Below are 26,607 nucleotides of genomic sequence, written 5' to 3' on the forward strand. Positions count from 1 at the left end.
GTCAGTCGCCGGCCTCCGGGGAGGTGGTGGTATGTGACATGTCACTGGTCGAGGTGGGTGCGGTGGTATGTGACATGCCACTGGTCGAAGCGGGCTCAGCGATATGTGACATACCACCGTCCCCTGCCGGCACACCCGCCATGGCCAGCCCCAGCATCCGCTCGTCCGCCTCGTCCTTGCCGTACGACGCCGTGATCCGGCCCTCGTACATCACCAGCACCCGGTCCGCGAGCCCCCGGATCTCGCTCAGCTCGGCCGAGACGAGAAGGACCGCGTGACCGGCGTCGCGGTGGGCGATCAGCTGGTCGTGAATGTTCTGGATCGCGCCGATGTCGACACCGCGGGTGGGCTGTTCGACGAGCAGCAGCGGTGCGCCGTGGGCGAGTTCGCGGCCGATCAGCAGCTTCTGGAGATTGCCGCCGGACAGGGCGGTGGCGGGCACGTCGGGCGTGGCCGCCTTGATGCCGAACCGCTCGACGAGCCGCTCGGCGTGGGCGCGGACGGCCGCCGGCGGGAGCAGGCCGCGGGACGACAGGGTCGTACGGTGGTGGCCCATCGCAAGGTTGTCCGCGACGGACGCCGCAGGTGCCGTGCCGACCGCGTGGCGGTCCTCGGGCACGTATGCCAGCCCCCGCGCCCGGCGTTCGGTGGCCGAGGCGTGCGTGATGTCCTGCCCGGCGAGCGTGACCCGGCCCGCCGTGACGGGCCGCAGCCCGGCCAGCGCCTCGACCAGTTCGCTCTGCCCGTTCCCGGCGACACCCGCTATACCGACGATCTCCCCGGCGCGGACGGCGAGTTCGACCCCGTGCACGGCGTCGGTCGTCAGACCGGAGACGTCGAGGACGGCCTCGCCCGGCGTGCCCGGCGCGTGCATGCGGTCCAACTCGACCGCGCGGCCGGTCATCGCCGCCGCGATCTCGGCGGCCGAGGTCTCGGCGGTGACCAGCCGGGCCGCGACCCGGCCGTCCCGCAGCACGGTCACCCGGTCGCTGCCCTCCAGCACCTCGCGCAGCTTGTGCGTGACGAGGATGACCGAACGGCCTTGCGCAGCAAGGGACTTCAGCACCGCGAACAGGGCGTCCGCCTCGGCCGGAGTGAGAACGGCGGTCGGCTCGTCGAGGATGAGCGTACGGGCGCCGCGATGCAGCAGCTTGAGGATCTCCACGCGCTGCCGCAGCCCCACCGGCAGCTCGCCGACCCGGGCGTCCGGATCGACGGCGAGGCCGTGCTCCGCCGCGAGTTCGCGCACCCGGCGGCGTGCTGCCGCCCGGTCCACCAGGCCGAAGCGGCGCGGCTCGGCGGCGTACACGACGTTCTCGGCGACCGTCAGCGAGTCGAACAGCTTGAAGCTCTGGTGGACCATGCCGAGCCCGGCCGCCATGGCGGCGGAGGGGCTGCCGAAGCCGGAATTGATTGCCCGCCCGTCGATACGGATCGTCCCGGCATCCGGGCGCTCCATGCCGTACAGGATCGACATCAGCGTGGACTTGCCGGCCCCGTTCTCGCCCATCAGGGCGTGGATCTCGCCGCGGCGCACGGTCAGGTCGACCGCGTCGTTGGCGAGCGTGCCGGGGAACCGCTTGGTGATTCCCCGGAGTTCGACCGCGATGTCCCGGTCAGCCTGCGGCGGGGTCATCGACCTTCAGCTTCCCGCCGACGATCTGGTCGCGCAGCGCCTCGACCTTCTTCAGCACGTCCTTGTGGTCGGCGATCACGCACTTCGAGGAGGCGACACCGGACTCCAGGCCGGTCAGGCTGATGCCGCCCTCCTTCAGGCCGTACGAGACGGTCGTGCCCGCCTTGCCGCCGAGGACCTGCTCGATGCCCTTCTCCACGGCGACATCCGTGCGCTTGATCACATTGTCGACGACCGTGCCGGGCGCCGAGGGGCACTGGTTGACGTCGACGCCGTACGCGAACGCGCCCTTGGCCTTGGCGGCCTCGAACACGCCGTAGTTGCCGGCCGCGGCCGCCGCCATGATCTGGTCGTAGCCCTTGGACAGCAGCGAGTTCGCCTGCTCCTTGGCGCGCGCCGAATCGTCGAACGGGGACTGGCCCCCGACGAACCGCGTGGAGGCCTGCGACTTGGCGGCGACCTTCTTGGCACCGGCCGCGAACGGGTCGCTGTAGCGCCGGAACTGGGGCGTGTCGAGCACGTCGACCGCGCCGACCTTGCCGGACTTGCTGAGCAGGCCCGCCTCGGCGCCCGCAAGGTAGACGCCCTCGTGCTCCCGGAACACCGCGCAACTCACGTTCTTGAAGGTCTTCGTGGTGCACGCGTCGATCATCAGGAACTGCTGCTCGGGGTGCGCCTTCGCCTGCTGCGCCACCAGGTCGGCGAACTCGAAACCGACCAGCACGATGACGTCCGGCTTCGCCTCCACGGCGGCCTGCACGTTCTGCTGCTGCGAGGCGGTGTCCGTCGACTCGTAGACCTTCTGCGACCCGTCGTGCTGCTTCGCCGCGGCCTTGACGCCGGTGACGGCGAGCTTGAGGAACTCGTTCTGCCCGACGGCGTCGGGAGTGACCAGCGTGAAGGACTTGCCGCTGCCGCCGCTCGCGCTGGCGGAGGCGTCGTTCTTCGCGGCGGCGTTGCACGCCGTGGCCGCGGTGACCAGGAGCGCGGTGGCGGCGGCGACTTGGAGGGTACGGCGGGATCTGCGGGGCATCGGGGACCTTCCGGGGGTGCGGCGAAGAGTGCTCGAGGGTGAGCGGCGCTCGACGCGAGCGGTGCTCGACGGTGAGCGGTGAGGGTGAGGGCGGGCGACGAGGCAGGGCTGAGAGGGGGAGGCTCAGCGGATCCGAGGCGACTCGGGACTCAGAGTCGACAGCCGTCGCCGGCGCACCGGCCGAAGTCCAGGAAGCGGCGCTTGGTGAGCAGCACTCGTCCTCCCTCGTCTCGACTGGTGGGCTGCGGGTGGGTGGACTGTACACCGGACATTCGGACACCCGCTCGGCCGTCTCGAACTGTGGTTCTTCAAGGTCATGTACCGTGACGAGACCCCCAGGAACTGCAGGAGTGTCCGCCATGTCCCAGGAATTGCGCGCCGTCCACTGGACCGGAACAGGCCTCGCGCTGATCGACCAGACCCTGCTCCCGCACCGCACCGAAACGATGGATGTCCGCGATGTGGACACCCTGGTCGACGCGATCCAGCGCCTCGTGGTGCGCGGCGCGCCCGCGATCGGGGCGGCGGGAGCGTACGGCGTCGCGCTCGCGCTGCTGCAGGGGGAGCGGGAGGGCTGGTCCGAGGCCGAGACGCGCGCGGCAGTCGCCCGTGTCCGCGAGGCCCGGCCCACCGCCGTCAACCTCATGGTGTGCGTGGACCGGGTCATGACCCGCTTCGGCGAGGGTCTCGAAGCGGTGCTGGAGGAGGCCGCCGCGGTCCAGCGCGAAGACGTCCAGGCCAACCGGGCCATGGGCGCGTACGGCGCAGACTGGCTGCTCGAACGGGTCGGCGTGGAGCGGCCGTTGCGCATCCTCACGCACTGCAACACGGGCGCCCTTGCGACGGCCGGCTGGGGCACGGCACTCGGCGTCGTCCGCGAACTGCACGCGCGCGGCCGCCTCGAGGTCGTGTACGCCGACGAGACGCGCCCCCTGCTCCAGGGATCCCGCCTGACCGCCTGGGAGTTGGTCCAGGAGGGCATCCCGCACTACGTCCAGGCCGACGGCGCCGCCGCCGGCACCATCCTGCGCGGCGAGGTCGACGCGGCGATCGTCGGCGCCGACCGCATCGCGGCGAACGGCGACACCGCGAACAAGGTCGGCACCGTGGGCGTGGCTCTGGCCTGTGCGGATGCGGGCATCCCGTTCCTGGTGGCGGCGCCCACGACGACGGTCGACCTCGCGACCAAGACCGGCGACGACATCCACATCGAACTCCGCGGCGAGGCCGAGGTGTTGGAGTGGGGCGGGGTGCGCGTGGCCCCCGCAAAGTCGCGCGGCCACAACCCGGCGTTCGACGTGACGCCCGGGCGGTTGGTGACCGGATTGGTCACCGAGCGCGGCGTGCTGGAAGTGGCATCCGGTCAACTGCCCGCCGACCACCTGAAGTAGAAAGAACCCGCCGACCACCTGAAGCAGAAAGAAAAAAGAAGGGGTCCCCGAACTCGGGGAGCCCTTCTTTGTGTGCCGTGTGTCAGCGCTCTGTGAGTTCCAACTCCAGCAGCCACTCGACCACTTCGGTGTGATGGCGGGCCTGCCGTGGATCGTCCCCCCACACGTACAGCCCGTGCCCGGCGACCACCACGGCCGGCATCCGTGGATTCCGCGCCGCCTCCAGCCGGTCCCCGAGCACCTTCATGTCCTGGCTGTTGACGATGACGGGCAGCGTCACCTCGACGTCGTGCGCCGGCTGCCCGACCCCCTTCAGCATCTCCAGGTCCTTGAAGACGACCCCGCCCGGCTCGCGCTTGCCCATCGCCACCGAGGCGACGGTGTGCACGTGCACCACCGCACCCGCACCGGTCAGCGCGGCCACACGCGCGTGCAGCTCGGCCTCGGCTGAAGGCTTCCCGCCCTGTACGGCCGCCCCCTGGCCGTCCACCAACACCACGTCCGCGGGCGTCAGTTCGCCCTTGTCGTGTCCGCTCGCGGTGACCGCGAGGCGCAGCGGCTCGCGCGAGAGAACCACGGACAGGTTCCCGGAGGTGCCACGCATCCAGCCGAAGGATGCGAAACGGGCGGACTCGGCGGCGAGCACCGCCCCCGCCTCCTCCAGGTCGAGTGCGCTGATGCCGTCGGTCATGTGGTGCTCCTGGAAGTGCTGATGCTGATCTCGTCGAAGGTCCCCGCCTGCGCGTGGTCCCCGACACCCTGCTCGAAGTACGGCTCCCCGGGCCGCCGGATCCCGACCGCATGCCAGCCGGCCGAGCGGGCCGCGTCCAGTTCGCCCGGCCGGTCGGAGAGGAAGAGGAGACGGTCCGGCGCGATGCCGGTCGCCGCGGCGATACGGCCGTACGACTCGGGTTCCTGCTTGGGCCCCGCGTTCTCGGTGTCGTACAACCCCGAGACCAGCGGCAGCAGATCGCCCTCGGGGCTGGAGGCGAACCACGCCCGCTGCGCGGCCACCGACCCGGACGAGTAGACGTACAGCCGTAGGCCCGCCGCGTGCCACGCGCGCAGCGCCGGTACGACGTCGTCGTAGAAGTGCGAGACGAGGTCCCCGCGCGCGAAGCCCTCGGACCAGATGACGCCCTGGAGGGTCTTCAGCGGGGTTGCCTTGCGGTCTTCGTCGAGCCAGGCGTTCAGCGCCTTCTCGATGCGGACGTCGTCGGCGGCGGGCTCGCCGAGCTCCTCCCGCACCTGCGCGACCGCCCGCGCCACCTCGGGATCGTCGGCCCGCTCCGAGAGCAGGGCGCCGAAGCGGGAGCGCGAGTACGGGTACAGCACGTCGACGACGAAACCCGTGGCGCTCGTGGTGCCCTCGATGTCGAGTACCACGGCGTCCACGTCGTAGTGCAATGTCACACTGCACCCTTGTCCGCCGCATACCCGGCCGCGATCGTGTCGTAGTCCGGGAACCGCGAAGCAATGGTGGACCCGGTGAAGTTCCCGATCCAGCCGTCCTCCTCGTGGAAGAACCGGATCGCGGTGAACGACGGCTTCGTGCCCATGTCGAACCAGTGCGTGGTGCCGCGCGGCACGCCCAGCAGGTCGCCCTTCTCGCAGAAGACCGCGTGCACCTCGCCGTTCACGTGCAGGTAGAAGATGCCGGAGCCGGAGACGAAGAAGCGGACCTCGTCATCGTCGTCGTGGGTGTGCTCCTGCAGGAACTTCTCGCGGGCCGCCTTGGCCTTCGCGGGGAACTCCGGGTCGTCGCTGGGGTGCAGGCCGAGCACGTCGACGGTGGTGAAGCCCTCCTCGGCGTTCAGCTTGTCGATCTCCGGGCCGTAGGCGGCGAAGACGGTCTCGCTGTCCGCGTCGAAGGGGACGTCCTCGCGGACCGGCCACTGCTCGTAGCGCACGCCGAGCGGCTTGAGCGCCTCGGCGATCTCGGCGGGGTCCGCGGTGCGGCGCACGAGGGTCTCCGGACCGGACTCGGACCAGGTCGTCAGCAGGGTCATGGCAGCAACTCCAGGAGTCTGGAAGGGAAGTCCGGATACCGAGACAAGCACCGGACGGGCGGGGAGGAAAGGAGGACTTCGGCGAACAGGGATTCAGCCGCGACACAGCGCGCCGGGACAGCGGCGCATGCAGGGCATGAGCAGCGCGGTCGCGCGAGGGGTCGTCATCAGGGCCTCACTGTGCCGGGTCGGGTGCCGGTCAGGCGATGGTAACTCCCGAGGACACGGCGATCAGGTGTGACGTAGTCGTTGTCTCAACAATTGAGAAAGCGCATTCATCCCTTTGACGCATGGCTGAAATCGTTCTCATGATCTGTGCATGAAGATGCTGCTGCTCGTGCGGCGGCTGTACGTGGACCTGCTCCGGTCGACCACGGCCAGCTGTCGCTGACCCTCCCCGGAGCCCCGCCGCGCCCTGCCCGGGCGTGCGTTCGCCACCTCTCTGCGTGTTGGCGCATTCCATGCCCTGCTCCGGTTCAAGCACCGCTTCGTCCCCTCTGCGCCACCCCTTGCACCTGGAGCCCCCTCATGTCCCGTACCCGCCTCCCCCTTGCCGCGCTCTCGCTGGCCTCCGCCTCCGCGCTCCTGCTCGCGGGCTGCTCGCAGTCCACGGACGCCTCGAAGAACACCGGCGACACCGCGGCCTCGGCCTCCGCCGCCACCGGCAAGAAGCCCGCCCCCTTCAGCAAGGGCACGGTCAAGGTGGCACTGGTCCGACAGAGCGGCGCAGGCGACTACTTCGAGCAGTGGGGCAACGGCGCCAAGGCGCAGGCCAAGGCCCTCGGCATCGACCTGACCACGTACGACGCCCAGGCCGACAACGCCAAGCAGGCCACCGACCTGTCCTCGGCCATCAACTCCGGCGCGCAGGCGATCATCATCGACCACGGCTTCCCGGCGACCATCCAGCCGGAGATCGACAAGGCCGTGAAGAAGGGGATCAAGGTCGTCGTCTACGACGTCGAGACCAAGACCAAGGGTGTCGTCTCCACCGAGCAGGACGACGCGAGCATGGCCCAGGCCGTCCTCGACGTGATGGCCAAGTCGGTCGGCAAGAACGCCAAGGTCGGTTATGTGAACGTGGCGGGCTACGCGGCCCTCGACAAGCGCAACACCGTCTGGAAGTCGACGGTCGACGCCCAGGGCTGGAAGCAGCAGTTCAAGGTCGGCAAGGTCACCGACTCCACGGCAACCGACAACGTTCCCCTGGTCTCCGCCGCCCTCACCCAGCACTCCGACGTGACCGGCATCTTCGCCCCCTACGACGAGTTGGCGAAGGGCACGGTCCTCGCCGTGCAGAACAAGAAGCTGCAGGGCAAGGTGAAGGTGTTCGGCGCCGACGTCTCCAACGCCGACATCCAGAACATGACCGCGGCGAACAGCCCCTGGGTCGCCACGGCGGGCACCGACCCGTCCGCGGTCGGCGCCGCCGTCGTCCGTACGGCCGCCCTGGAGCTGGCCGGACAGCTGAACAAGGGCACGGTCTCCTTCCCGGCCGTCGCCATCACCCAGGACTTCCTGCGCAAGAACAAGATCGAGAACATGGACCAGCTGCGCACGGCCCTGCCCGCGCTGAACCTGTCCAAAATCAGCACCGCGGACTGGATTCCCAATGTCGCCCACTGACACGGGACTTGACGGGCGCCCCGGCGGCGAGTCCGTGGTGCCCGCGGTCAGCCTGACCGACGTCAGCATGGCCTTCGGCGGCAAGACGGTGCTCGCCTCCGTCTCCCTCGACATCGCACCGGGCAGCGTGGTCGCGCTGCTCGGTGCGAACGGTGCCGGCAAGTCCACGCTGATCAAGATCCTGTCCGGTGTGCACACGGACCATGGCGGGGAGGTGCGGGTCGCAGGGGAGCCCGCAGCTCTCCAATCACCCCTTGCGGCCCGTCAGTTGGGCATCCAGACGGTGCACCAGCGCATCGGCGAAGGCATCGTGCCCGGCCTCACGGTCGCCGAGAACCTGGTCTTCGAGGAGCTGGCGCAGAAGCGGGGCAACCCATTCCTCAACAGCGGCAAGGTCCTGGCCCGCGCCCGCGGGATCCAGGCGGGCCTCGGCCTCGACTGGAGCGACGCGCTGTTGAAGAAGGAGGTGAGCGAACTCGGCATCTCCGACCGCCAGTTGCTCATCCTCGCCCGCGCCCTGGCCACCCACCCCCGCCTGCTGATCCTCGACGAGCCTACCTCCGCGCTCTCCGCCGCCGAGGCAGAGCGGCTGTTCGCGCTCGTCGAGAAGATGCGGGACGACGGCATCGCGGTGTTGTACGTCTCCCACCGCCTCGGCGAGATCGACGCGCTGGCCGACCGCCTGGTCGTACTCCGAGACGGCCGTCTCACCGAGGACCAGGCCAGGCCCTTCGACTGGGACGCCGCCCTGCGCGCGATGCTCGCCCAGGCGGAGGAGGCGACGACGGCTCGCCCGGTGCGGGAAGGGACCGAGGGAGAGGTCGTGCTGTCCCTCCGAGGAGTACGACTCTTCGAGGGGCGCGCACCCCTCGACCTCGACCTGCGCACCGGCGAAGTCACCGGCGTCGTAGGTCTGTTGGGCGCGGGCAAGACCGAGCTGGCCCGCGGCCTGTTCGGCGCCGAACCCTTCACCGCTGGCACGGTAGAACTCGACGGCAAGCCGTACGAGCCGCGGCGCCCGGCCGACGCCATCCGCGGCGGCATCCACCTCGTCCCCGAGGACCGGCACGCCGACGCGCTCGTCCCCGGCTGGTCGCTGGCGCAGAACATCTCGCTGCCGTTCCTGAAGTCGCTGTCCCGGCTCGGGCTCGTGAACTCGGCGAAGGAGGACGCGCTGGGCCGCGACATCATCGACGCCCTCGGTGTCGTCACCCGCGACGAGCACAGCACCGTGGAGGAACTCTCAGGCGGCAACCAGCAGAAGGTCGTCGTCGGCCGCTGGCTCGCCGAGACACCCTGTGTCCTCATCCTGGACGAGCCGTTCCGAGGCGTGGACATCGGCGCTCGCCGCGACATCGGCCGCCGGGCCCGCGCCCTGGCCGCCGAGGGCTCCGCCGTCCTTGTCCTGTCCGCCGACGTGGACGAGATCCTCGAGATCGCCGACCGGGTCGTCGTACTCGCCGCCGGTGAGATCCACCTCGACGCATACGGCGAGGACGCGGAGCGCGACCGCGTCATCCAGACCATCTCGGCGTCGGTGTGACACCCGCCGCTGTCGCCGCCGAAGGAAGCAACCACCCATGACCACCAGCCAGAGCACCGAGGTCCCCGTCAAGGCGGCGATCCCGCCCGCGACCTCCACCGCCGTGCGCGTCCAGAACGCCGTGATCAAGTACGGCTTCATCTTCGTCACGGTCGCGCTCTTCCTGTACTTCGCCCTCAGCGAGGGCTCCTTCCGCGAGTCGGCGACGCTCCTGGACACGTTGAGATACGTCTCCGTGGCCGCGATCCTCGGCCTCGGTGTCACCCTCACCATGGCCGTCGGCGGAATGGACATGTCCGTCGGCGCGGTCGCGGGCCTGGGTGTCTCGGTCGCAGCCCAGACGATGGTGGTCCACAACCAGATCGGCACGGTCGCCATCATCGCGGTACTCGCGGCAGGCGCCCTCGCGGGCCTGCTCAACGCACTTCTCATCGTCGTGCTCAAAATCCCCGACATGCTGGCCACCCTCGGCACCATGTTCGTGATCCAGGGCAGCAAACTCATCCTGGTCGACGGCCAGTCCATCACCCCCGGCATGACGATGTCCGACGGCTCGACCGCGCCCGGCAGGTTCACCGCGGGCTTCCTGAAGATCGATCGGGGGTCGGTCCTCGGCATCCCCATCTCCGTCCTGATCTTCGGCGGCCTGACGATCGCCGCGTGGGTCTTCCTCGCCCGCACCCGCTGGGGCCGGATCCTGTACGCCATCGGAGCCAACCCCGAAGCCTCCCGACTGGCCGGCATCCGCGTCGGCGCCTACCGAGCGCTGGCCTACGTCATCTCCGGCGTCCTCGCCTCCGTCGGCGGCCTGATCCTGGCGTCCCGCATCGGCCAGGGCGACGTCTCCGCCGGCACCTCGCAGCTGCTGGAGGCGGTCGCGGTGGCGCTGGTCGGCACGTCCGTCCTCGGCAGGGGCCGTCCGAACGTCTGGGGCACGGCCCTGGGCGCGGTCCTCATCGGCATCATCACCACCGGCCTGACGATCAAGGGCCTGCCGTACTACACGCAGGACGTCGTCGAGGGCGCGGTACTGATCCTCGCCCTCGTCTTCAGCTTCACGTTGTCCAAGCGCCGTACCGCATAAGGAAGTTCGAGGAGTTTTCTGCGATGGGCTACCGCATCCTGGAGACCGACGACATCCCCGGCTACCTGCACGAGCGGGGCCACTGGGAGGACGTGAGCGACATCCGCGTCCGCGAGGTCTCCGACGGCAACATGAACCGGGTCTTCCTGGCCTCCTCCGCCGACGGCACCCGCAGCGTCGCCGTCAAGCAGGCGCTGCCCTGGGTCCGTGTCGCCGGCCCCTCCTGGCCGATGAACCCGGACCGCGCCGACGCCGAGGCCCGCGCCTACGAGCAGGTCGCCAAGGTCGCCCCCGACAAGATCCCGGCGATCCACGGCTACGACCCCGAGAACTACGCCCTCGTCATGGAGGACATGTCCGACCTGGAGGTCCTGCGCACGCTCCTCAACGAGGGCGCAGCGTACGGCCCGCACACATCGGCGCGGATCGGCGAGTTCGTCGCCCAGTTCTCCTTCGCCACCAGCGACTTCGGCATGGAGTCGGCGGATCGCAAGGCCCTGATCGCGGCATCGGTCAGCCCCGAGCTCTGCAAGATCACCGAGGACGTGGTCCTCTCCGAGCCGTACATCGAGCACGAACACAACCACTGGCACGAGGGGTTGGACGACCTGGCGGCGGAGTTCCGCGCCGACGCCCGGCTGCGCACGGAGGTCGCAGACCTCCGCCACACCTTCATGACCAGCGCCCAGGCCCTCCTCCACGGCGACCTGCACACCGGCAGCATCATGGTCGGCACCCGCGAAGGCGCCCCCGTCGTCCAGGTCTTCGACCCCGAGTTCTCCTTCGTCGGCCCGATCGGCTTCGACCTCGGCCTGTACTGGGCGAACGCGCTGGTGTCGGAGGAGCGGGCCCGGGCGCTGGGCGGGTTGAGCGACCACGGTGACCAACTCCGCCTCTCCTGGGAGGCGTTCGAGACCGAATTCCGCCGCCTGTGGCCGACCCGGGTCGACACGTTCTTCGACGACGCCTACCTGGACCGCTTCCTGCGCCGCGTCTGGACCGAGTCCCTCGGCTACGCCGGCACGGAAATCATCCGCCGCATCATCGGCTTCGCCCACCTGACCGACCTGACGACCCTGCCCGACCCGGTACCGGCGTCGCGGCGGGCACTGCTGCTGGGACGTGAACTGATCGTGCGGCGCGAGGAGTTGGCCACGCCCGCGCACATCCGGGCGCTCGTCTGACGGTCAGGACATCCTGGTGGGGCAGATGGCGATGGTGCTGACCCTGCCGTTGCCCCACAAGGTGGTGTTCATCATCATGCGGCCGTCCAGGGCCATCACGGTGAACTCGGGTACGAAACGTCTCCCCATGTAGAACCTCATCCACGGCGGCAACGGACCGTCGTCACCACCGCCCAGGTTCCACTCGTTGAGGAGCCGCACCTGCGCCCAGGCCCACTCCCGGTTCACATCCTCGGGGTCGGCGTAGTCGACTCCGAGCAGGAACTCACGGTCGTCGTCGAGGAGTCCGTACTCGTTCGCCATCCGGAACCAGCTCTCCTTGACCAGGGTCGGCAAGTCCGGGTCGTCGATGTCGACCGGTGGCGAGTCGAACCGCCCATGTTCGGGCAGTGCACTCGCGGGACCGTACATCGGCGGCAAGGGGTAGGGAGGTACCTCGTCCTCGCCCAGACGCCGTAGGAAGAGGAATCCGCCCGGCGCGAGTTGGGCGGCCATCTCGGCGTCCGTGATCGTCACACCGGCACCATAGGCACAGCCGGGGTCGGGCGCCGCTGAATATCGCGCGCACGCGAAAAGGGGCGGCTCCGTCGGCATGGAGTCGCCCCTCTTCGCGGATCCGGCCCCCTAGGGGAGAGGAGCCGTTCCCGGTCGTGCCGGCCCTGGTCAGGGAATGGGCCGGCGCGAGGTCTGCTTCGTTTCCGAGCAGGTCACTTCTTGTCGAGCAGGTCCTGGACCTTGGCGCGGACTTCGTCCGTGGCCAGACCCCGGATCGTCAGCGTCGTACGACGGCGCAGCACGTCGTCCGCCGTCTCGGCCCACTCGTTGTCCCGGGCGTAGACGACCTGCGCCCAGATCTCCGGCGCGTCGGGGTGGACGCGCTCGCCCAGCTCCGGGTTGTCGTTCGCCAGGCGCGCGATGTCGAAGGCCAGCGAACCGTAATGCGTGGCAAGGTGCTTGGCCGTGTCCGCCGCCATGCGAGGTCCCGGCGCCGGGTTGTCGACCAACAGACGGTGGGCAACGGCCCGGGGGTTGGCAACTCCCGGCAGCGGCAGCTTCTTCGGCAGCGAGGAGATGGGCTCGAAGTCGTCGCCCAGCGGAGCGCCCGGCAGCGCCTCCAGCTTCTGCATCACCGTACGGCCGATGTGCCGGAAGGTCGTCCACTTGCCGCCCGCGACGGACAGCATCCCGCCCTTGCCCTCGGTCACCACGGTCTCGCGCTTGGCCTTCGCCGTGTCACCGGGGCCGCCCGGCAGCACCCGCAGACCCGCGAAGGAGTACGTGATCAGGTCACGGCTCAGCTGCTGGTCCCGGACCGAGAACGCGGCCTCGTCCAGGATCTGGGCTATGTCCTTCTCGGTGACCGCGACGTCCGCCGGGTCGCCCTCGAACTCCTCGTCGGTCGTACCGAGAAGGAGCATGTCCTCCCAGGGCAGGGCGAACGTGATGCGGTACTTGTCGATCGGGGTCGCCAGCGCGGCCTTCCAGGGGGAGGTCCGCTTCAGGACCAGATGCGCGCCCTTCGACAGCCGGATCGACGGAGCGGCATTCGCGTCCTCCATACGGCGCAGGTGGTCGACCCAGGGGCCGGTCGCGTTGAGCACCAGACGGGCGTTGACGCCGAACTCGTCACCGGTCGTACGGTCCTTGAGGTCCGCACCGGTCACGCGGCCCTTGGTGAACCGCAGGCCGGTCACCTCGGCGTGGTTGAGGACGACGGCACCCGCCTCGACGGCCGCGCGGACCGTCATCAGCGCCATGCGCGCGTCGTTCATCTGGTCGTCGCCGTAGACGGCGACGGCCTTCAGGTTCTCGGTGCGCAGCTCGGGCACGTCCTGCGCCGCCTTGGCGGGGGACAGGAGGTGGCCGACGCCGTCACCGAACGCGGAGAGCGCGGAGTAGGCGAAGACGCCCGCCCCGAGCTTCGCAGCGCCGTGCGGCCCGCCCTTGTACACGGGGAGGTAGAACGTGAGCGGGTTCGCCAGGTGGGGGGCCACCTGGCGAGAGACCGCACGGCGCTCGAAGTGGTTCTCCGCCACCAGCTTCACCGCGCCGGTCTGCAGGTAGCGCAGACCGCCGTGGAGCAGCTTGGAGGAGGCGGAAGAGGTGGCGCCGGCGAAGTCGCCGGCGTCGACCAGCGCCACCCTGAGGCCGGACTGCGCGGCGTGCCAGGCGGTGGAGATGCCCAGGATGCCGCCGCCGATCACGAGGAGGTCGTACGACGCCTTGGCGAGCTGCTCCCGGGTCTCGGCGCGGCTCGGGTTGGAGCCGGAGGCCGGGCGCGTACCGAGGGCAGGCACGGACTGCAGGGTGGTCTGACTGGTCATTTCGGGTTCTTACTCCTCATCAGAGCTTTCGAGGGCCTTGAAGGAGTCCTCGTCAGCTCTCTTCGTCCTCGAGCCAGCCCATCGTCCGCTCGACGGCCTTGAGCCAGCTCTTGTACTCACGGTCGCGGGTGTCCGCGTCCATGCGGGGGGTCCACTCGGCGGCCCGGCGCCAGTTGGCACGCAGGTCGTCGGTGCTGGTCCAGAAGCCGACGGCGAGACCGGCGGCGTAGGCGGCGCCGAGGCAGGTGGTCTCGGCGACCATCGGGCGCACCACGGGGGCGTCCAGGAAGTCCGAGAGGGTCTGCATCAGCAGGTTGTTGGAGGTCATGCCGCCGTCGACCTTGAGGGCCGCGAGCTCGACGCCCGAGTCCTTGGTCATGGCGTCCGTGATCTCACGGGTCTGCCAGGCGGTGGCCTCCAGGACGGCGCGCGCGAGGTGCGCCTTGGTGACGTACCGGGTCAGACCGGCGATCACACCGCGGGCGTCGGAGCGCCAGTACGGGGCGAACAGACCGGAGAAGGCCGGCACGAAGTAGGCGCCGCCGTTGTCCTCGACCGAGAGCGCGAGCGTCTCGATCTCGGCGGCGGTGGAGATCAGGCCCATCTGGTCGCGCATCCACTGCACCAGCGAGCCGGTGACGGCGATCGAGCCCTCGAGGGCGTAGACCGGCTTGTCGTCGCCGATGCGGTAGCCGACGGTGGTCAGCAGGCCGCTGTACGAGTTGATGATCTTCTCGCCGGTGTTCAGCAGCATGAAGGTGCCGGTGCCGTACGTCGACTTGGCCTCGCCCTCCGCGAAACAGGTCTGGCCGAACAGGGCCGCCTGCTGGTCGCCGAGCGCGGAGGCGACCGGGATGCCGCCGAGCAGGTCGCCCAGCTTGCCGCCCTTGATCTCGCCGTAGACCTCGGCGGAGGAGCGGATCTCCGGCAGCATCGCCAGCGGGACGCCGATGGACTCGGCGATCTTCTCGTCCCACTCCAGCGTGTGCAGGTTCATCAGCATGGTGCGGGAGGCGTTGGTGACGTCGGTGTAGTGCTTGCCGCCGTCGACACCACCGGTCAGGTTCCAGATGACCCAGGTGTCCATGGTGCCGAAGAGGATGTCGCCCGCCTCGGCGCGCTCGCGCAGGCCCTCGACGTTGTCGAGCAGCCAGCGGGCCTTGGGGCCGGCGAAGTAGGAGGCCAGCGGAAGGCCGGTCTCGCGGCGGAAGCGGTCCTGGCCGACGTTGCGGCCGAGCTCCTTGCACAGGGCGTCGGTGCGGGTGTCCTGCCAGACGATGGCGTTGTGGACGGGCTCACCGGTGTTCTTGTCCCAGAGCAGCGTGGTCTCGCGCTGGTTGGTGATGCCGATGGCCTTGATGTCGTCACGGGTGATGCCGGCCTTCTGGATGGCTCCGGCGACGACTTCCTGGACGTTGGTCCAGATCTCGTTGGCGTTGTGCTCGACCCAGCCCGGCTTCGGGAAGATCTGCTCGTGCTCCTTCTGGTCGACGGAGACGATACGTCCGTCGCGGTCGAAGACGATGCAGCGGGAAGAGGTGGTGCCCTGGTCGATCGCGGCGATGAACGGGCCGGCGGTGTGGGCGTCGGTCACTGTGTGCTCCTGAAGTTCCTTGGAGGGAGGGCTGTCTGTACGGCGCGGTGCTGTTTAAGTGCGGTGAAGGCTGGTGCTCTTAAGCAAAAGCGACGTTGTAGATGCCTGCAGCGAGCGCGGCGCCGATCAGGGGACCGACGACCGGGACCCAGGCGTACCCCCAGTCGGAACCGCCCTTGTTGGGCAGGGGCAGGAGGGCGTGCACGACACGCGGACCGAGGTCACGGGCCGGGTTGATCGCGTAACCGGTCGGACCGCCGAGGGACAGACCGATGGAGACGACGACGAGCGAGGTGATCAGGGCGCCCAGGACGCCCAGGCCCTTGCCACTGTCGTTGAGGCCCTGCGTGAGGACCGCGAGCACCAGCACGATGGTGCCGATGACCTCCGTGGCGACGTTCTGCCAGGCGACCCGGACCTCGGGGCCGGTGGAGAAGATGCCCAGGACCGGGCCGGCGCCCTTCTCCTGCGCCTCGACGGCCTTGGCGGCCGTGGCCTGCGCACCCGGACCGCCGACGATCTCCTTGTCGGTGAGGTGCGCGTGGAACTGGCCGTAGTAGGCGACCCAGACCAGAGCCGCACCGATCATGGCGCCGAGCAGCTGCCCGCCCCAGTAGATCGGGACGTCGCTCCAGTCGATGCCGTTCTTCTTGAGCGCGAGTGCGAGCGTCACGGCCGGGTTCAGGTGGGCGCCGGAGAGCGGCGCCGAGGTGTAGACCGCCGTGAGTACCGCGAAGCCCCACCCGAAGGTGATGGCCAGCCAGCCGGCGTTACGGGCCTTGGAGGCCTTCAGCGTCACGGCGGCGCAGACGCCGCCGCCGAGCAGGATGAGTATGGCGGTACCGATGGTCTCGCCGATGAAGATGTCGGAGCTGGACACCCGCGACTCCTTTGTCCTTCGTCCAGGGGACCGAACCCCGGGTCCCTCCGGGAGTTCGAGCTGCCCTCGGGGGTGAGAGCGATGCCGGCCCTTGGCGTTGTCACACTCTAGCGCGTATTGCCGGTAGGTGTTCGACAATGCCGACCGATGGACGGGAGTCTTGCTCCGGCGTCAGGTGTGCGTCAAGGGCTGTGTTGGCGAAAATGCGATCGTTACCGATTGCCGCGAGCTGTCGATCTTGCAGGTCAGATGCGTACGGCCCGGTAACAAGCGCAGTGCGTACCGACCGGGCGGTCGGTGCGGCGGTGTCCGGGTGCGACGGAGGCCGGAACGTCGTCCGACGTCCCGGCCTCCTCCTGCGTCCCGCTGTGCTTGTCAGAACCGCCCGGCGCCCAGATCCCGCGACACCGCACGGGCGCAGTCCCGCACCGCGGCGATCAGCTCCGGGCGCAGCTCGCCGTCCCGGCACAGCCGCTCCACCGCGCCGGTGATGCCCACCGCGCCCACCGGCATCCGCCGCCGGTCGTGGATGGGTGCGGCCACGGACGCGACGCCCTCCCAGGTCTCCTCGACGTCGGCCGCGTAGCCACGCGCGCGTGACATGTCGAGGATGTGCTCGAAGTCCTCCAGCTCGCACACGGTCCGGTCGGTGAAGGGCTTGCGGTCCGCCTCGATCGCCTCGCTGTGCGCCACCGGGTCGTACGCCGACAGGACCTTGCCCAGGGCCGTGGAGTGCAGGGGCTGCATGGCCCCTATCTCCAGCACCTGCCTGCTGTCGTCGGGCCGGAAGACGTGGTGCACGATCAGGACGCCCTGCTGGTGCAGGACGCCGAGATACACGCTCTCCCCGCTGGAGCGGGCCAGGTCGTCCGTCCACACCAGGGCGCGCGCCCGCAGCTCGTGCACGTCGAGATAGGTGGTGCCCAGGCGCAGCAGTTCGGCGCCCAGCTGATAGCGCCCGGAGGCGTCGTCCTGCTCGACGAAGCCCTCCTGCTGGAGGGTGCGCAGAATCCCGTGGGCGGTGCCCTTGGCGAGGCCCAGTGACGAGGCGATGTCCGAGAGGCCGAGCCGTCGCTCGCCGCCCGCGAGCAGCCGCAGCATCGCGGCCGCCCGTTCGAGCGACTGGATGTTCCGTGCCATCGCCGTGCTGCCTCCGTCCCCTTCGACCGTCGACGTGCGACGCCGCTGCCGCTGTTCGGCAATGTCGAACACTACCGGTCGATGACGACCTCCCGCTAATGGTCGGTCCGCATCCGTCGGGTTGTGTTGTGTCACTCGTATCCCGCGAGTGGCCTGCCCGTCATCCACGTCCGCCCCGTGGACGCCCCTGACCATCCCCGGCCGACCCCGGTTACCCTGGCGAGGTGCGCCCATCGCGGAGAGTTCCGCGGACCGCGCAAAGCCGACAGCCGTCGCACCCTAAGGGAGCCCCTTCATGGCCTCGTTGCCACTGACCCCTTCCGCCGACAGCCGGACCCGTGTGTCCGCGCTCCGCGAGGCGCTAGCCACCCGGGTGGTGGTCGCCGACGGAGCCATGGGCACCATGCTCCAGGCGCAGGACCCCACCCTGGAAGACTTCCAGCAGCTGGAGGGCTGCAACGAGGTCCTCAACGTGACCCGCCCCGACATCGTCCGCTCGGTGCACTCCGAGTACTTCGACGCGGGCGTGGACTGCGTGGAGACCAACACCTTCGGCGCGAACCTCACCGCCCTGGGCGAGTACGACATCCCCGAGCGCGTCGCCGAGCTGTCCGAGGCCGGTGCCCGCATCGCCCGCGAGACGGCGGACGAGTTCGCCGCACGCGACGGCCGGCAGCGCTGGGTACTGGGTTCGATGGGACCCGGCACCAAGCTGCCCACCCTCGGCCACACCACCTTCCACGCCATCCGCGACGCCTACCAGCAGAACGCCGAGGGCCTGCTCGCCGGCGGCGCGGACGCGCTGCTCGTCGAGACCACGCAGGACCTGCTGCAGACCAAGGCTTCCGTCCTGGCCGCCCGCCGGGCGATGGACACGGCCGGGTACCAGGTCCCGCTGATCGTGTCGGTGACTGTGGAGACGACCGGCACCATGCTGCTCGGCTCGGAGATCGGTGCCGCGCTCACCGCGCTGGAGCCGCTGGGCATCGACATGATCGGTCTGAACTGCGCGACCGGCCCGGCCGAGATGAGCGAGCACCTGCGCTACCTGGCCCGCCACTCCCGCATCCAGCTGTCCTGCATGCCCAACGCGGGCCTCCCGGTCCTGGGCAAGGACGGCGCCCACTACCCGCTCACGGCGCCGGAGCTCGCCGACGCCCAGGAGACCTTCGTACGCGAATACGGCCTCTCCCTCATCGGCGGCTGCTGCGGCACCACCCCCGAGCACCTGCGCCAGGTCGTCGAGCGGGTCAGCGGCCTCGCGCCGACCGAGCGCCACCCGCAGCCCGAGCCGGGCGCGGCCTCCCTCTACCAGACCGTGCCGTTCCGCCAGGACACCTCGTACCTGGCCATCGGTGAGCGCACCAACGCCAACGGCTCGAAGAAGTTCCGCGAGGCCATGCTGGCCGCCCGCTGGGACGACTGTGTGGAGATGGCCCGCGACCAGATCCGCGAGGGCGCCCACATGCTGGACCTGTGTGTGGACTACGTCGGCCGCGACGGCGTCGCCGACATGGAGGAGCTGGCCGGCCGCTTCGCCACCGCCTCCACCCTGCCGATCGTTCTCGACTCCACCGAAGTCGACGTCATCCAGGCGGGGTTGGAGAAGCTCGGCGGCCGCGCGGTCATCAACTCCGTCAACTACGAGGACGGCGACGGCCCCGAGTCCCGCTTCGCGAAGGTCACCAAGCTCGCGCAGGAGCACGGCGCCGCACTGATCGCGCTGACCATCGACGAGGAGGGCCAGGCCCGCACCCCCGAGAAGAAGGTCGAGATCGCCGAGCGGCTCATCGACGACCTGACCGGCAACTGGGGCATCCACGAGTCGGACATCCTCATCGACACCCTGACCTTCACCATCTGCACCGGCCAGGAGGAGTCGCGGGGGGACGGCATCGCCACCATCGAGGCGATCCGCGAACTCAAGCGCCGCCACCCGGACGTACAGACCACGCTGGGCCTGTCCAACATCTCCTTCGGCCTCAACCCGGCCGCCCGCATCCTGCTCAACTCCGTCTTCCTGGACGAGTGCGTCAAGGCGGGCCTGGACTCGGCGATCGTGCACGCGTCGAAGATCCTGCCGATCGCCCGGTTCAGCGAGGAAGAGGTCCAGACGGCCCTCGACCTGATCCACGACCGCCGCACCGAGGGCTACGACCCCCTCCAGAAGCTGATGGCCCTGTTCGAGGGCGCCACCGCCAAGTCCCTGAAGGCGGGCAAGGCCGAGGAGCTGGCCGCCCTGCCGCTGGAGGAGCGCCTCAAGCGCCGCATCATCGACGGCGAGCGCAACGGCCTGGAGGCCGACCTCGACGCGGCCCTCCAGGACCGCCCGGCCCTCGACATCGTCAACGAGACGCTCCTGGACGGCATGAAGGTCGTCGGCGAGCTCTTCGGCTCCGGCCAGATGCAGCTGCCGTTCGTGCTGCAGTCCGCGGAGGTCATGAAGGCCGCGGTCGCCCACCTCGAACCGCACATGGAGAAGTCCGACGCCGAGGGCAAGGGCACCATCGTGCTGGCGACCGTGCGCGGCGACGTGCACGACATCGGCAAGAACCTCGTCGACATCATCCTGTCCAACAACGGCTACAACGTCGTCAACCTCGGCATCAAGCAGCCGGTCTCCGCGATCCTGGAAGCCGCCGAGGAGCACCGCGCCGACGTCATCGGCATGTCCGGCCTCCTGGTCAAGTCCACGGTGATCATGAAGGAGAACCTGGAGGAGCTCAACCAGCGCGGCCTGGCGGCCGACTTCCCGGTCATCCTCGGCGGCGCCGCCCTCACCCGCGCCTACGTCGAGCAGGACCTGCACGAGCTGTACGAGGGCGAGGTCCGCTACGCCCGCGACGCCTTCGAGGGCCTGCGCCTGATGGACGCGCTGATCGGCGTCAAGCGGGGCGTACCCGGGGTGAAGCTGCCGGAACTCAAGCAGCGCCGGGTCCGCGCGGCGGCCGCAGTCGCGGTCGAGGAACGCCCCGAGGAGGGCCACGTCCGCTCCGACGTCGCCACCGACAACCGCATCCCCACCCCGCCCTTCTGGGACACCCGCGTCATCAAGGGCATCCAGCTCAAGGAGTACGCGAGCTGGCTGGACGAGGGCGCCCTGTTCAAGGGCCAGTGGGGCCTCAAGCAGGCCCGCACCGGCGAGGGACCGACGTACGAGGAACTCGTCGACACCGACGGCCGGCCGCGGCTGCGGGGTCTGCTGGACAAGCTGCAGACCGACAACCTCCTCGAGGCGGCCGTCGTCTACGGCTACTTCCCGTGCGTCTCCAAGGACGACGACCTGATCATCCTGGACGAGCACGGCAACGAGCGCACCCGCTTCACCTTCCCGCGCCAGCGCCGCGGCCGCCGGCTGTGCCTCGCGGACTTCTTCCGCCCGCAGGAGGCGGGGGAGACCGACGTCGTCGGCCTGCAGGTCGTCACCGTCGGCTCGCGGATCGGCGAGGAGACGGCCCGCATGTTCGAGGCGAACGCCTACCGCGACTACCTCGAACTGCACGGCCTGTCCGTCCAGCTGGCCGAGGCGCTCGCCGAGTACTGGCACGCGCGCGTGCGTTCCGAGCTGGGCTTCGCCGGCGAGGACCCCAGCGAGATGGAGGACATGTTCGCCCTGAAGTACCGGGGCGCCCGCTTCTCCCTCGGCTACGGCGCCTGCCCGAACCTGGAGGACCGCGCCAAGATCGCCGACCTGCTCCAGCCGGAGCGCATCGGCGTCCACCTCTCCGAGGAGTTCCAGCTGCACCCGGAGCAGTCCACGGACGCGATCGTGATCCACCACCCCGAGGCGAAGTACTTCAACGCCCGCTGACCAGACCCACCCGAGGGCACATCGGCGCACGTCAGGGCATCCCCCGGCGGTATCCACGGTGTGCCCCGGACCACGCCGAATAAACGAGGCGTTTCGGTCGCGACAGCCGTACACTGGTCGGTCCACTGCAGGCCGGTTCCCCGCGCGGGAACCGGCCTGATCGCCCCTCAAGGAGGTGCGCCCGGATGACCAGTACGGTCCCCGCGCTCGGAACCCGTACGGCCGAAGGCTCAGCCCTGCAGGCCGTGCTCCTCGACATGGACGGAACCCTCGTGGACACCGAGGGCTTCTGGTGGGACGTCGAGGTCGAGGTCTTCGCCGGCCTCGGCCACACCCTCGACGACACCTGGCGCCATGTCGTGGTCGGCGGTCCCATGACCCGCAGCGCGGGGTTCCTGATCGAGGCCACCGGCGCCGACATCGCCCTCGCCGAGCTCACGGTGCTGCTCAACGAGGGCTTCGAGGACCGCATCGACCGCGCCCTGCCGCTGATGCCGGGCGCCGCCAGGCTGCTCGCCGAGCTCTCCGAGTTCGAGATCCCCACCGCCCTGGTCTCGGCCTCCCACCGGCGCATCATCGACCGCGTGCTCAGCTCGCTCGGCCCCCAGCACTTCGCCCTGTCGGTGGCCGGCGACGAGGTGCCCCGCACCAAGCCGCACCCCGACCCCTACCTGGCCGCGGCCGCCGGACTCGGCGTGGATCCCACCAGATGCGCGGTCGTCGAGGACACCGCGACCGGCGTCGCGTCGGCCGAGGCCGCGGGCTGTCACGTGGTTGCGGTGCCCTCCGTCGCCCCCATCGCCCCCGCCGTCCGGCGCACCGTCGTCACCTCCCTGGAAGACGTCGACCTGGCATTTCTGCGCGGACTGATCACCCTCTGATCGTCCTCTGATCGCCACTTGATGACGGAAATGCGCTGAGCGTTCACCCAGCGTGCAGCGCCGATAGGACATGAATTCCCAGTGCTGGTGTACGAGGGAATTCGAAGTGCGGTGGATGGCCGAATTCCGGTGCCGATCCCCGCCATTGGGGATGTGAGGTTCCCCACTCATCCGGAGCTCGACAGGTCGTACGACGTGTGCTCTTCACCCCTTTTCGGGGTGCGAGGACGTGCCCTTGTGTCCCGATTGGTGGAACGCTGCACGAATCCTTCCCCTGTCGGGTTTTCGGTCTGTCCGCAACCGGTTTCGCTGCGTGATGGGGGCTCAACTCCGGTGACTGCGAACCGCCGTGCAGGTGCGGACTAATCTCGTCGCGAGAACCAACGCCTCTACCCCCGTGATCCGCCGCGACACCCCTGCATGCCGGATACACGGACTAGCACAGCTCTGGAGAAACACGAGCATGAACCGCAAGACTTTGGTGCTGCCGGCCGTGGTCGGCCTGCTCGCGCCCGTGCTCGCCGCCTGTGGGGGCTCCGACAGCAGCGGCAGCGGTGGGGACGCGATCGCCGTCGGCACCACGGACCGGTTCACCGCCACGAAGGACGCACCGGCGCCGCTCGATCCGGCGTACGCGTACGACGTGGGCACCTGGAACATCCTGCGCCAGACCGTGCAGACCCTGATGATCCAGCCGAAGGGCGAGGGCGACCCGGTGCCCGAGGCCGCGCAGAGCTGCGGCTTCACCGACTCGGGCAACGAGCGCTACGCCTGCACGCTGCGCGACGGCCTGAAGTTCGCCAACGGCGACAAGATCACCGCGGCCGATGTGAAGTACTCCATCGACCGCGCCCGCGCCATCAAGGCCGACTCCGGCGTCTCCGCCCTGCTGAACACCGTCGACACCGTCGAGACGCAGGGTGACAACCAGGTCATCTTCCACCTCAAGACCGCGGACGCCACCTTCCCGTACAAGCTGTCGACTCCGGTCGCGGGCATCATCAACCCCGACGACTACGAGAAGAACAAGCTGCGCGACGGCTTCGACGTGGACGGCTCCGGCCCGTACACCCTCTCGGCCGACGTCAAGAACGACGAGATCGTCAAGGCCACGTTCACCAAGAACCCCAACTACAAGGGGACGCTGACGGTGAACAACTCCAAGGTCGACATGATCTCCTACGCGGACGCCGACGCGATGGGCAAGGCGCTCGACCAGGGTGACATCGACGTCATGACCCGCACGATGTCGCCGGAGCAGATCCAGAAGCTGTCCGCCGGCACGGACAGCAACGAGGACCTGGTCGAGATGGCGGGTCTGGAGATCCGCTACCTCGCCTTCAACACCAATGCGTCGACCGTGAAGACCAAGGCCGTCCGCCAGGCGATGGCCCAGCTGATCAACCGCGGCGAGATCGTCTCCAAGGTGTACGGCACCCAGGCCGAGCCGCTCTACTCGCTGGTCCCGGCGAGCATCACCGGCCACTCGAACTCGTTCTTCAACAAGTACGGCGACCCGAGCACCACCAAGGCCAAGGCCCTGTTGACCGCCGCGAACATCACCACGCCGGTCAAGCTGACGGTGCACTACACGACCGACCACTACGGCTCGGCCACCAAGAAGGAATTCGAGATCCTTCAGAAGCAGCTGAACGACAGCGGCCTGTTCGACGTCACCATCCAGGGCTCGCCCTGGTCGAAGTTCGTCCCGGCCGAGCGCAAGGGCCAGTACGACGTGTGGGGCATGGGCTGGTTCCCGGACTTCCCGGACGCCGACAACTACCTCGCGCCGTTCCTCGACAAGGACAACTTCCTCAAGTCGCCGTACCGCAACAGCAAGATCATCAACACGCTGATCCCGGCGTCCCGCCGTGAGGCCGACCGCATCGCCGCCTCCTCCAACCTGACGGAAATCCAGGACATCGTCGCCGACGACGTCCCGATCCTGCCGCTGTGGCAGGGCAAGCAGTACGTCGCCGCCCGCGGCGACGTGACGGGGACCGCGTACGCGCTCAACTCCTCCTCGACCCTTCAACTGTGGGAGCTCGGCCGTGGCGTGAGCGGCTGATCTCTCTCGTGCCCGGGGCCCAGGGACGGTGGCTCCGGGGTCCCGAACCCGACGAGAAGGCACATGCAGTGAACATGCGTAACCAGTGGCCAGTCCTGCCCGTAGTGGCGGGGCTGGCCTCCGGGCTTTTGACCGGCTGCGGAACGAGCAGTGGAGACTCCGGAGGGAGCGGGGCGTCCATTGTCATGGGAATGTCGGACGACGTCCTGGCCACCGACCCCGCCTCCGGCTACGACCCGGGCTCCTGGCTGTTGTTCAACAACGTCTTCCAGTCGCTGCTCAGCTTCCCCGACGGAGGCACGGAGCCCGAGCCGGAGGCAGCCAAGTCATGCGTCTTCACCGACGCGACGACCAAGGTCTACCAGTGCACGCTGAAGGACGGCCTCAAGTTCAGCAACGGTGACTCGCTCACCTCCGAGGACGTCAAGTTCTCCTTCGACCGCATGCTCAAGATCAACGACGCTGCCGGTCCGGCGATCATGTTCCCCATGCTGGACAAGGTCGAGGCGCCCGACGCCAAGACCGTCCGCTTCCGGCTGAAGGTGCCCGACGCCACCTTCCCCAGCAAGATCGCCTCCGGTGCGGGCTCCATCGTCGACCACACCCAGTACGACGCGAACGGACTGCGCAAGGACGGCAAGGCGGTCGGCTCCGGCCCCTACAAGCTGGACTCGTTCGGCGACGACCAGGCCGTCTTCTCGGTCAATGAGAACTACAAGGGCACCGCGAAGGTGAAGAACTCCGGCGTGACGCTGAAGTTCTTCCACGGCGACTCGTCCGCCCTGAAGAAGTCACTGCTCGACAACAAGATCGACATCGCCTACCGAGGCCTCAGCGCGGGCGACATCGCCGACATCCAGAACGCCGACAACAGCTCCAAGGCCGAGGTCGTCGAGGGCAGCAGCGCCGAGGTCCAGCACCTGGTCTTCAACATGAAGGACCCGGTCGCCGGAAAGCTCGGCGTGCGCAAGGCCATCGCCTACCTGCTCGACCGCGACGCCCTCATCAAGAACGTCTACCAGGGCACCGCCACCCCGCTGTACTCGATCATCCCGGCGGGCATCGCAGGCCACAACACGGCCTTCTTCGACACCTACGGCGCCAGCCCCTCACCGGCCAAGGCCGCCGCCGCCCTGAAGGCCGAGGGCATCACCGGCAAGGTCAAGCTGACCCTCTGGTCCACCCCGTCGCGCTACGGCCCGGCAACCGACCAGGAGCTGAAGGCGATCGCGGAGCAGCTCAACGCCAGCGGTCTCTTCGACGCCGACGTGAAGTCCGTCGCCTTCGACCAGTACGAGAAGGACATCGCCAAGGGCAAGTACGGCGTGTACGTGAAGGGCTGGGTGCCCGACTACCCGGACGCCGACAACTTCACGGCCCCCTTCTTCGGCCGCGGCAACGTGCTGAGCAACAACTACAGCAACAGCACGATCACCGGCACGCTCATCCCGCGCACCGCCGCCGAGAGCGACCGCGCCGCGACCGACAACGACTACGGCAGGCTGCAGGACATCGTCGCCGACCAGCTGCCCGTCCTCCCGGTCTGGCAGGCCAAGCAGTACGCGGTCACCCGCGAGAACGTCTACGGCCTCGAGTACTGCCTCGACGCCTCGACGGTCTTCCGCTTCTGGGAACTCAGCAAGGACTGAGCCGTACATTGCATCGGGCGCTGCTTCCTCCTAGGAGGAAGCAGCGCCCGATGCGTATGTAAAACGACTTACTGCGCGCCGGGACGCACCAGCCCGCTCTCGTACGCATACACCGCGGCCTGCACCCGGTCACGCAGCCCCAGCTTGGTCAGCACATGTCCCACGTGCGTCTTGACGGTGGTCTCGCTGACGAACAGATCTGCGGCGATCTCCGCGTTGGACAGCCCACGGGCCACCAGCTTCAGTACCTCCACCTCGCGATCGGTGAGCGTGTGCAGCGTGTCCGGCACCGGCTCGTCCCCGGAGGGCAGATGCGTGGCGTACTTGTCGAGCAGCCGCCGGGTGATGCTCGGCGCCAGCATGGCCTCGCCGCCGGCCACCACCCGGATCGCCTGCACCAGCTCATTGGCAGGCGCGTCCTTCAGCAGGAAGCCACTGGCACCCGCCCGCAGCGCCTCCACCACGTACTCGTCGAGGTCGAACGTGGTCAGCACCAGCACCTTCGCCGGGCCGTCCCGCCCGGGCCCGGTGATCTGCCGGGTCGCCTCCACCCCGTCCATCCGCGGCATGCGGATGTCCATCAGAACCACATCGGGCTGCAGCGCCCGCACCTGATCGAGAGCCTGGAGGCCGTCTCCGGCCTCGCCGACGACCGCGATGTCCTGCTCGGCCTCCAGAATCATCCGGAACCCGGTACGCAGCAGCGGCTGGTCGTCGACCAGTAGGACGCGGATGGCCACGTAAGTCTCCTTCG

Annotated in this window: 20 protein-coding genes; 9 read left to right on the plus strand and 11 right to left on the minus strand. The window is 69.1% G+C overall.

Going from position 1 to position 26,607, the window contains the following annotated elements; all coding sequences use genetic code 11:
* Position 1: 1 nt before the first annotated feature.
* Both ACFY10_RS42755 and ACFY10_RS42760 read right to left on the minus strand, forming a co-directional pair.
* Positions 2-1,636 carry an ABC transporter ATP-binding protein gene (locus ACFY10_RS42755; protein ID WP_390670745.1) on the minus strand — a complete coding sequence of 545 codons (1,635 nt, stop codon included), beginning with the start codon at positions 1,634-1,636 and terminating at the stop codon, positions 2-4.
* Complete coding sequence (locus tag ACFY10_RS42760; RefSeq protein WP_390670746.1) at positions 1,617-2,669, minus strand: BMP family ABC transporter substrate-binding protein; 1,053 nt, start codon at positions 2,667-2,669, stop codon at positions 1,617-1,619. Before ACFY10_RS42760 ends, ACFY10_RS42755 begins: the two co-directional genes overlap by 20 nt.
* 359 nt (positions 2,670-3,028) lie before the next feature.
* Here ACFY10_RS42760 and mtnA point away from each other — a divergent pair, with 359 nt between their 5' ends.
* A complete protein-coding gene (gene mtnA / locus ACFY10_RS42765; RefSeq protein WP_390670747.1) occupies positions 3,029-4,060 on the plus strand; it encodes an S-methyl-5-thioribose-1-phosphate isomerase in 1,032 nt (343 codons plus the stop codon).
* Between the two features lie 82 nt (positions 4,061-4,142).
* Here mtnA and mtnB read toward each other — a convergent pair whose 3' ends face one another.
* Genes mtnB through ACFY10_RS42780 form a run of 3 tightly spaced genes read right to left on the minus strand, consistent with a single transcriptional unit; the run spans position 4,143 to position 6,069 of the window.
* A complete protein-coding gene (gene mtnB / locus ACFY10_RS42770) occupies positions 4,143-4,751 on the minus strand; it encodes a methylthioribulose 1-phosphate dehydratase (RefSeq protein WP_390670749.1) in 609 nt (202 codons plus the stop codon).
* Complete coding sequence (mtnC, locus tag ACFY10_RS42775; RefSeq protein WP_390670750.1) at positions 4,748-5,473, minus strand: acireductone synthase; 726 nt, start codon at positions 5,471-5,473, stop codon at positions 4,748-4,750. The genes mtnB and mtnC overlap by 4 nt, the downstream gene beginning before the upstream one ends.
* On the minus strand, positions 5,470-6,069 hold the full coding sequence (locus ACFY10_RS42780; RefSeq protein WP_390670751.1) for an acireductone dioxygenase: 600 nt from the start codon (positions 6,067-6,069) through the stop codon (positions 5,470-5,472). The genes mtnC and ACFY10_RS42780 overlap by 4 nt, the downstream gene beginning before the upstream one ends.
* A gap of 528 nt (positions 6,070-6,597) precedes the next feature.
* Here ACFY10_RS42780 and ACFY10_RS42785 point away from each other — a divergent pair.
* The 4 genes from ACFY10_RS42785 to mtnK are packed head-to-tail and all read left to right on the plus strand — an operon-like array spanning position 6,598 to position 11,506.
* Complete coding sequence (locus ACFY10_RS42785; protein WP_390670752.1) at positions 6,598-7,695, plus strand: substrate-binding domain-containing protein; 1,098 nt, start codon at positions 6,598-6,600, stop codon at positions 7,693-7,695.
* Entirely contained in the window at positions 7,682-9,238 is a 1,557-nt protein-coding gene (locus ACFY10_RS42790; RefSeq protein WP_390670753.1) for a sugar ABC transporter ATP-binding protein, read from the plus strand. The genes ACFY10_RS42785 and ACFY10_RS42790 overlap by 14 nt, the downstream gene beginning before the upstream one ends.
* A 37-nt stretch (positions 9,239-9,275) precedes the next feature.
* Entirely contained in the window at positions 9,276-10,322 is a 1,047-nt protein-coding gene (locus ACFY10_RS42795) for an ABC transporter permease (RefSeq protein WP_390670755.1), read from the plus strand.
* A 23-nt stretch (positions 10,323-10,345) separates the two neighbouring features.
* On the plus strand, positions 10,346-11,506 hold the full coding sequence (mtnK, locus tag ACFY10_RS42800) for an S-methyl-5-thioribose kinase (protein ID WP_390670756.1): 1,161 nt from the start codon (positions 10,346-10,348) through the stop codon (positions 11,504-11,506).
* 3 nt (positions 11,507-11,509) lie between these two features.
* On the opposite strand, the gene ACFY10_RS42805 is transcribed toward mtnK, so the two are convergent.
* The 5 genes from ACFY10_RS42805 to ACFY10_RS42825 all read right to left on the minus strand — a co-directional run bounded on the left by ACFY10_RS42805 (position 11,510) and on the right by ACFY10_RS42825 (position 17,444).
* On the minus strand, positions 11,510-12,022 hold the full coding sequence (locus tag ACFY10_RS42805; protein ID WP_390670757.1) for a hypothetical protein: 513 nt from the start codon (positions 12,020-12,022) through the stop codon (positions 11,510-11,512).
* Between the two features lie 191 nt (positions 12,023-12,213).
* Positions 12,214-13,830, minus strand: a complete 1,617-nt coding sequence (locus ACFY10_RS42810; RefSeq protein WP_390670758.1) for an FAD-dependent oxidoreductase — start codon at positions 13,828-13,830, stop codon at positions 12,214-12,216.
* 52 nt (positions 13,831-13,882) lie between these two features.
* A complete protein-coding gene (glpK, locus tag ACFY10_RS42815; RefSeq protein ID WP_123964031.1) occupies positions 13,883-15,424 on the minus strand; it encodes a glycerol kinase GlpK in 1,542 nt (513 codons plus the stop codon).
* A gap of 79 nt (positions 15,425-15,503) precedes the next feature.
* Positions 15,504-16,304 carry an MIP/aquaporin family protein gene (locus ACFY10_RS42820; protein ID WP_390670759.1) on the minus strand — a complete coding sequence of 267 codons (801 nt, stop codon included), beginning with the start codon at positions 16,302-16,304 and terminating at the stop codon, positions 15,504-15,506.
* 375 nt (positions 16,305-16,679) lie between these two features.
* Positions 16,680-17,444, minus strand: coding sequence for an IclR family transcriptional regulator (locus ACFY10_RS42825; protein ID WP_123964029.1), 765 nt, complete (start codon positions 17,442-17,444; stop codon positions 16,680-16,682).
* Between the two features lie 295 nt (positions 17,445-17,739).
* On the opposite strand from ACFY10_RS42825, the gene metH reads away from it, so the two are divergent.
* The 4 genes from metH (at position 17,740) to ACFY10_RS42845 (ending at position 25,853) form a co-directional block, all read left to right on the plus strand.
* Positions 17,740-21,255, plus strand: a complete 3,516-nt coding sequence (gene metH / locus ACFY10_RS42830; protein ID WP_390670760.1) for a methionine synthase — start codon at positions 17,740-17,742, stop codon at positions 21,253-21,255.
* A 185-nt stretch (positions 21,256-21,440) separates the two neighbouring features.
* On the plus strand, positions 21,441-22,136 hold the full coding sequence (locus ACFY10_RS42835; RefSeq protein ID WP_390670761.1) for an HAD family hydrolase: 696 nt from the start codon (positions 21,441-21,443) through the stop codon (positions 22,134-22,136).
* 463 nt (positions 22,137-22,599) lie between these two features.
* Positions 22,600-24,204, plus strand: coding sequence for an ABC transporter substrate-binding protein (locus ACFY10_RS42840; RefSeq protein WP_390670762.1), 1,605 nt, complete (start codon positions 22,600-22,602; stop codon positions 24,202-24,204).
* Positions 24,205-24,272: 68 nt separating this feature from the next.
* Entirely contained in the window at positions 24,273-25,853 is a 1,581-nt protein-coding gene (locus ACFY10_RS42845) for an ABC transporter substrate-binding protein (protein WP_390670763.1), read from the plus strand.
* A 68-nt stretch (positions 25,854-25,921) separates the two neighbouring features.
* On the opposite strand, the gene ACFY10_RS42850 is transcribed toward ACFY10_RS42845, so the two are convergent.
* Positions 25,922-26,593 (minus strand): response regulator transcription factor, encoded by a 672-nt coding sequence (locus ACFY10_RS42850; protein WP_016434400.1) that lies wholly within the window; start codon positions 26,591-26,593, stop codon positions 25,922-25,924.
* Positions 26,594-26,607: the final 14 nt, after the last annotated feature.

The sequence above is a fragment of the Streptomyces sp. NPDC001401 genome (assembly GCF_042895385.1).
GTDB lineage: Bacteria > Actinomycetota > Actinomycetes > Streptomycetales > Streptomycetaceae > Streptomyces.

Excerpts from the sequence above, each read along its gene's own strand:
- ACFY10_RS42785 (WP_390670752.1), top strand. The coding sequence starts at position 6,598 with ATGTCCCGTACCCGCCTCCCCCTTGCCGCGCTCTCGCTGGCCTCCGCC.
- ACFY10_RS42795 (WP_390670755.1), top strand. The coding sequence starts at position 9,276 with ATGACCACCAGCCAGAGCACCGAGGTCCCCGTCAAGGCGGCGATCCCG.
- ACFY10_RS42810 (WP_390670758.1), bottom strand. The coding sequence starts at position 13,830 with ATGACCAGTCAGACCACCCTGCAGTCCGTGCCTGCCCTCGGTACGCGC.
- ACFY10_RS42825 (WP_123964029.1), bottom strand. The coding sequence starts at position 17,444 with ATGGCACGGAACATCCAGTCGCTCGAACGGGCGGCCGCGATGCTGCGG.
- metH (WP_390670760.1), top strand. The coding sequence starts at position 17,740 with ATGGCCTCGTTGCCACTGACCCCTTCCGCCGACAGCCGGACCCGTGTG.
- mtnK (WP_390670756.1), top strand. The coding sequence starts at position 10,346 with ATGGGCTACCGCATCCTGGAGACCGACGACATCCCCGGCTACCTGCAC.
- ACFY10_RS42840 (WP_390670762.1), top strand. The coding sequence starts at position 22,600 with ATGAACCGCAAGACTTTGGTGCTGCCGGCCGTGGTCGGCCTGCTCGCG.
- mtnA (WP_390670747.1), top strand. The coding sequence starts at position 3,029 with ATGTCCCAGGAATTGCGCGCCGTCCACTGGACCGGAACAGGCCTCGCG.
- mtnB (WP_390670749.1), bottom strand. The coding sequence starts at position 4,751 with ATGACCGACGGCATCAGCGCACTCGACCTGGAGGAGGCGGGGGCGGTG.
- ACFY10_RS42790 (WP_390670753.1), top strand. The coding sequence starts at position 7,682 with ATGTCGCCCACTGACACGGGACTTGACGGGCGCCCCGGCGGCGAGTCC.
- ACFY10_RS42760 (WP_390670746.1), bottom strand. The coding sequence starts at position 2,669 with ATGCCCCGCAGATCCCGCCGTACCCTCCAAGTCGCCGCCGCCACCGCG.
- ACFY10_RS42835 (WP_390670761.1), top strand. The coding sequence starts at position 21,441 with ATGACCAGTACGGTCCCCGCGCTCGGAACCCGTACGGCCGAAGGCTCA.
- ACFY10_RS42780 (WP_390670751.1), bottom strand. The coding sequence starts at position 6,069 with ATGACCCTGCTGACGACCTGGTCCGAGTCCGGTCCGGAGACCCTCGTG.
- ACFY10_RS42755 (WP_390670745.1), bottom strand. The coding sequence starts at position 1,636 with ATGACCCCGCCGCAGGCTGACCGGGACATCGCGGTCGAACTCCGGGGA.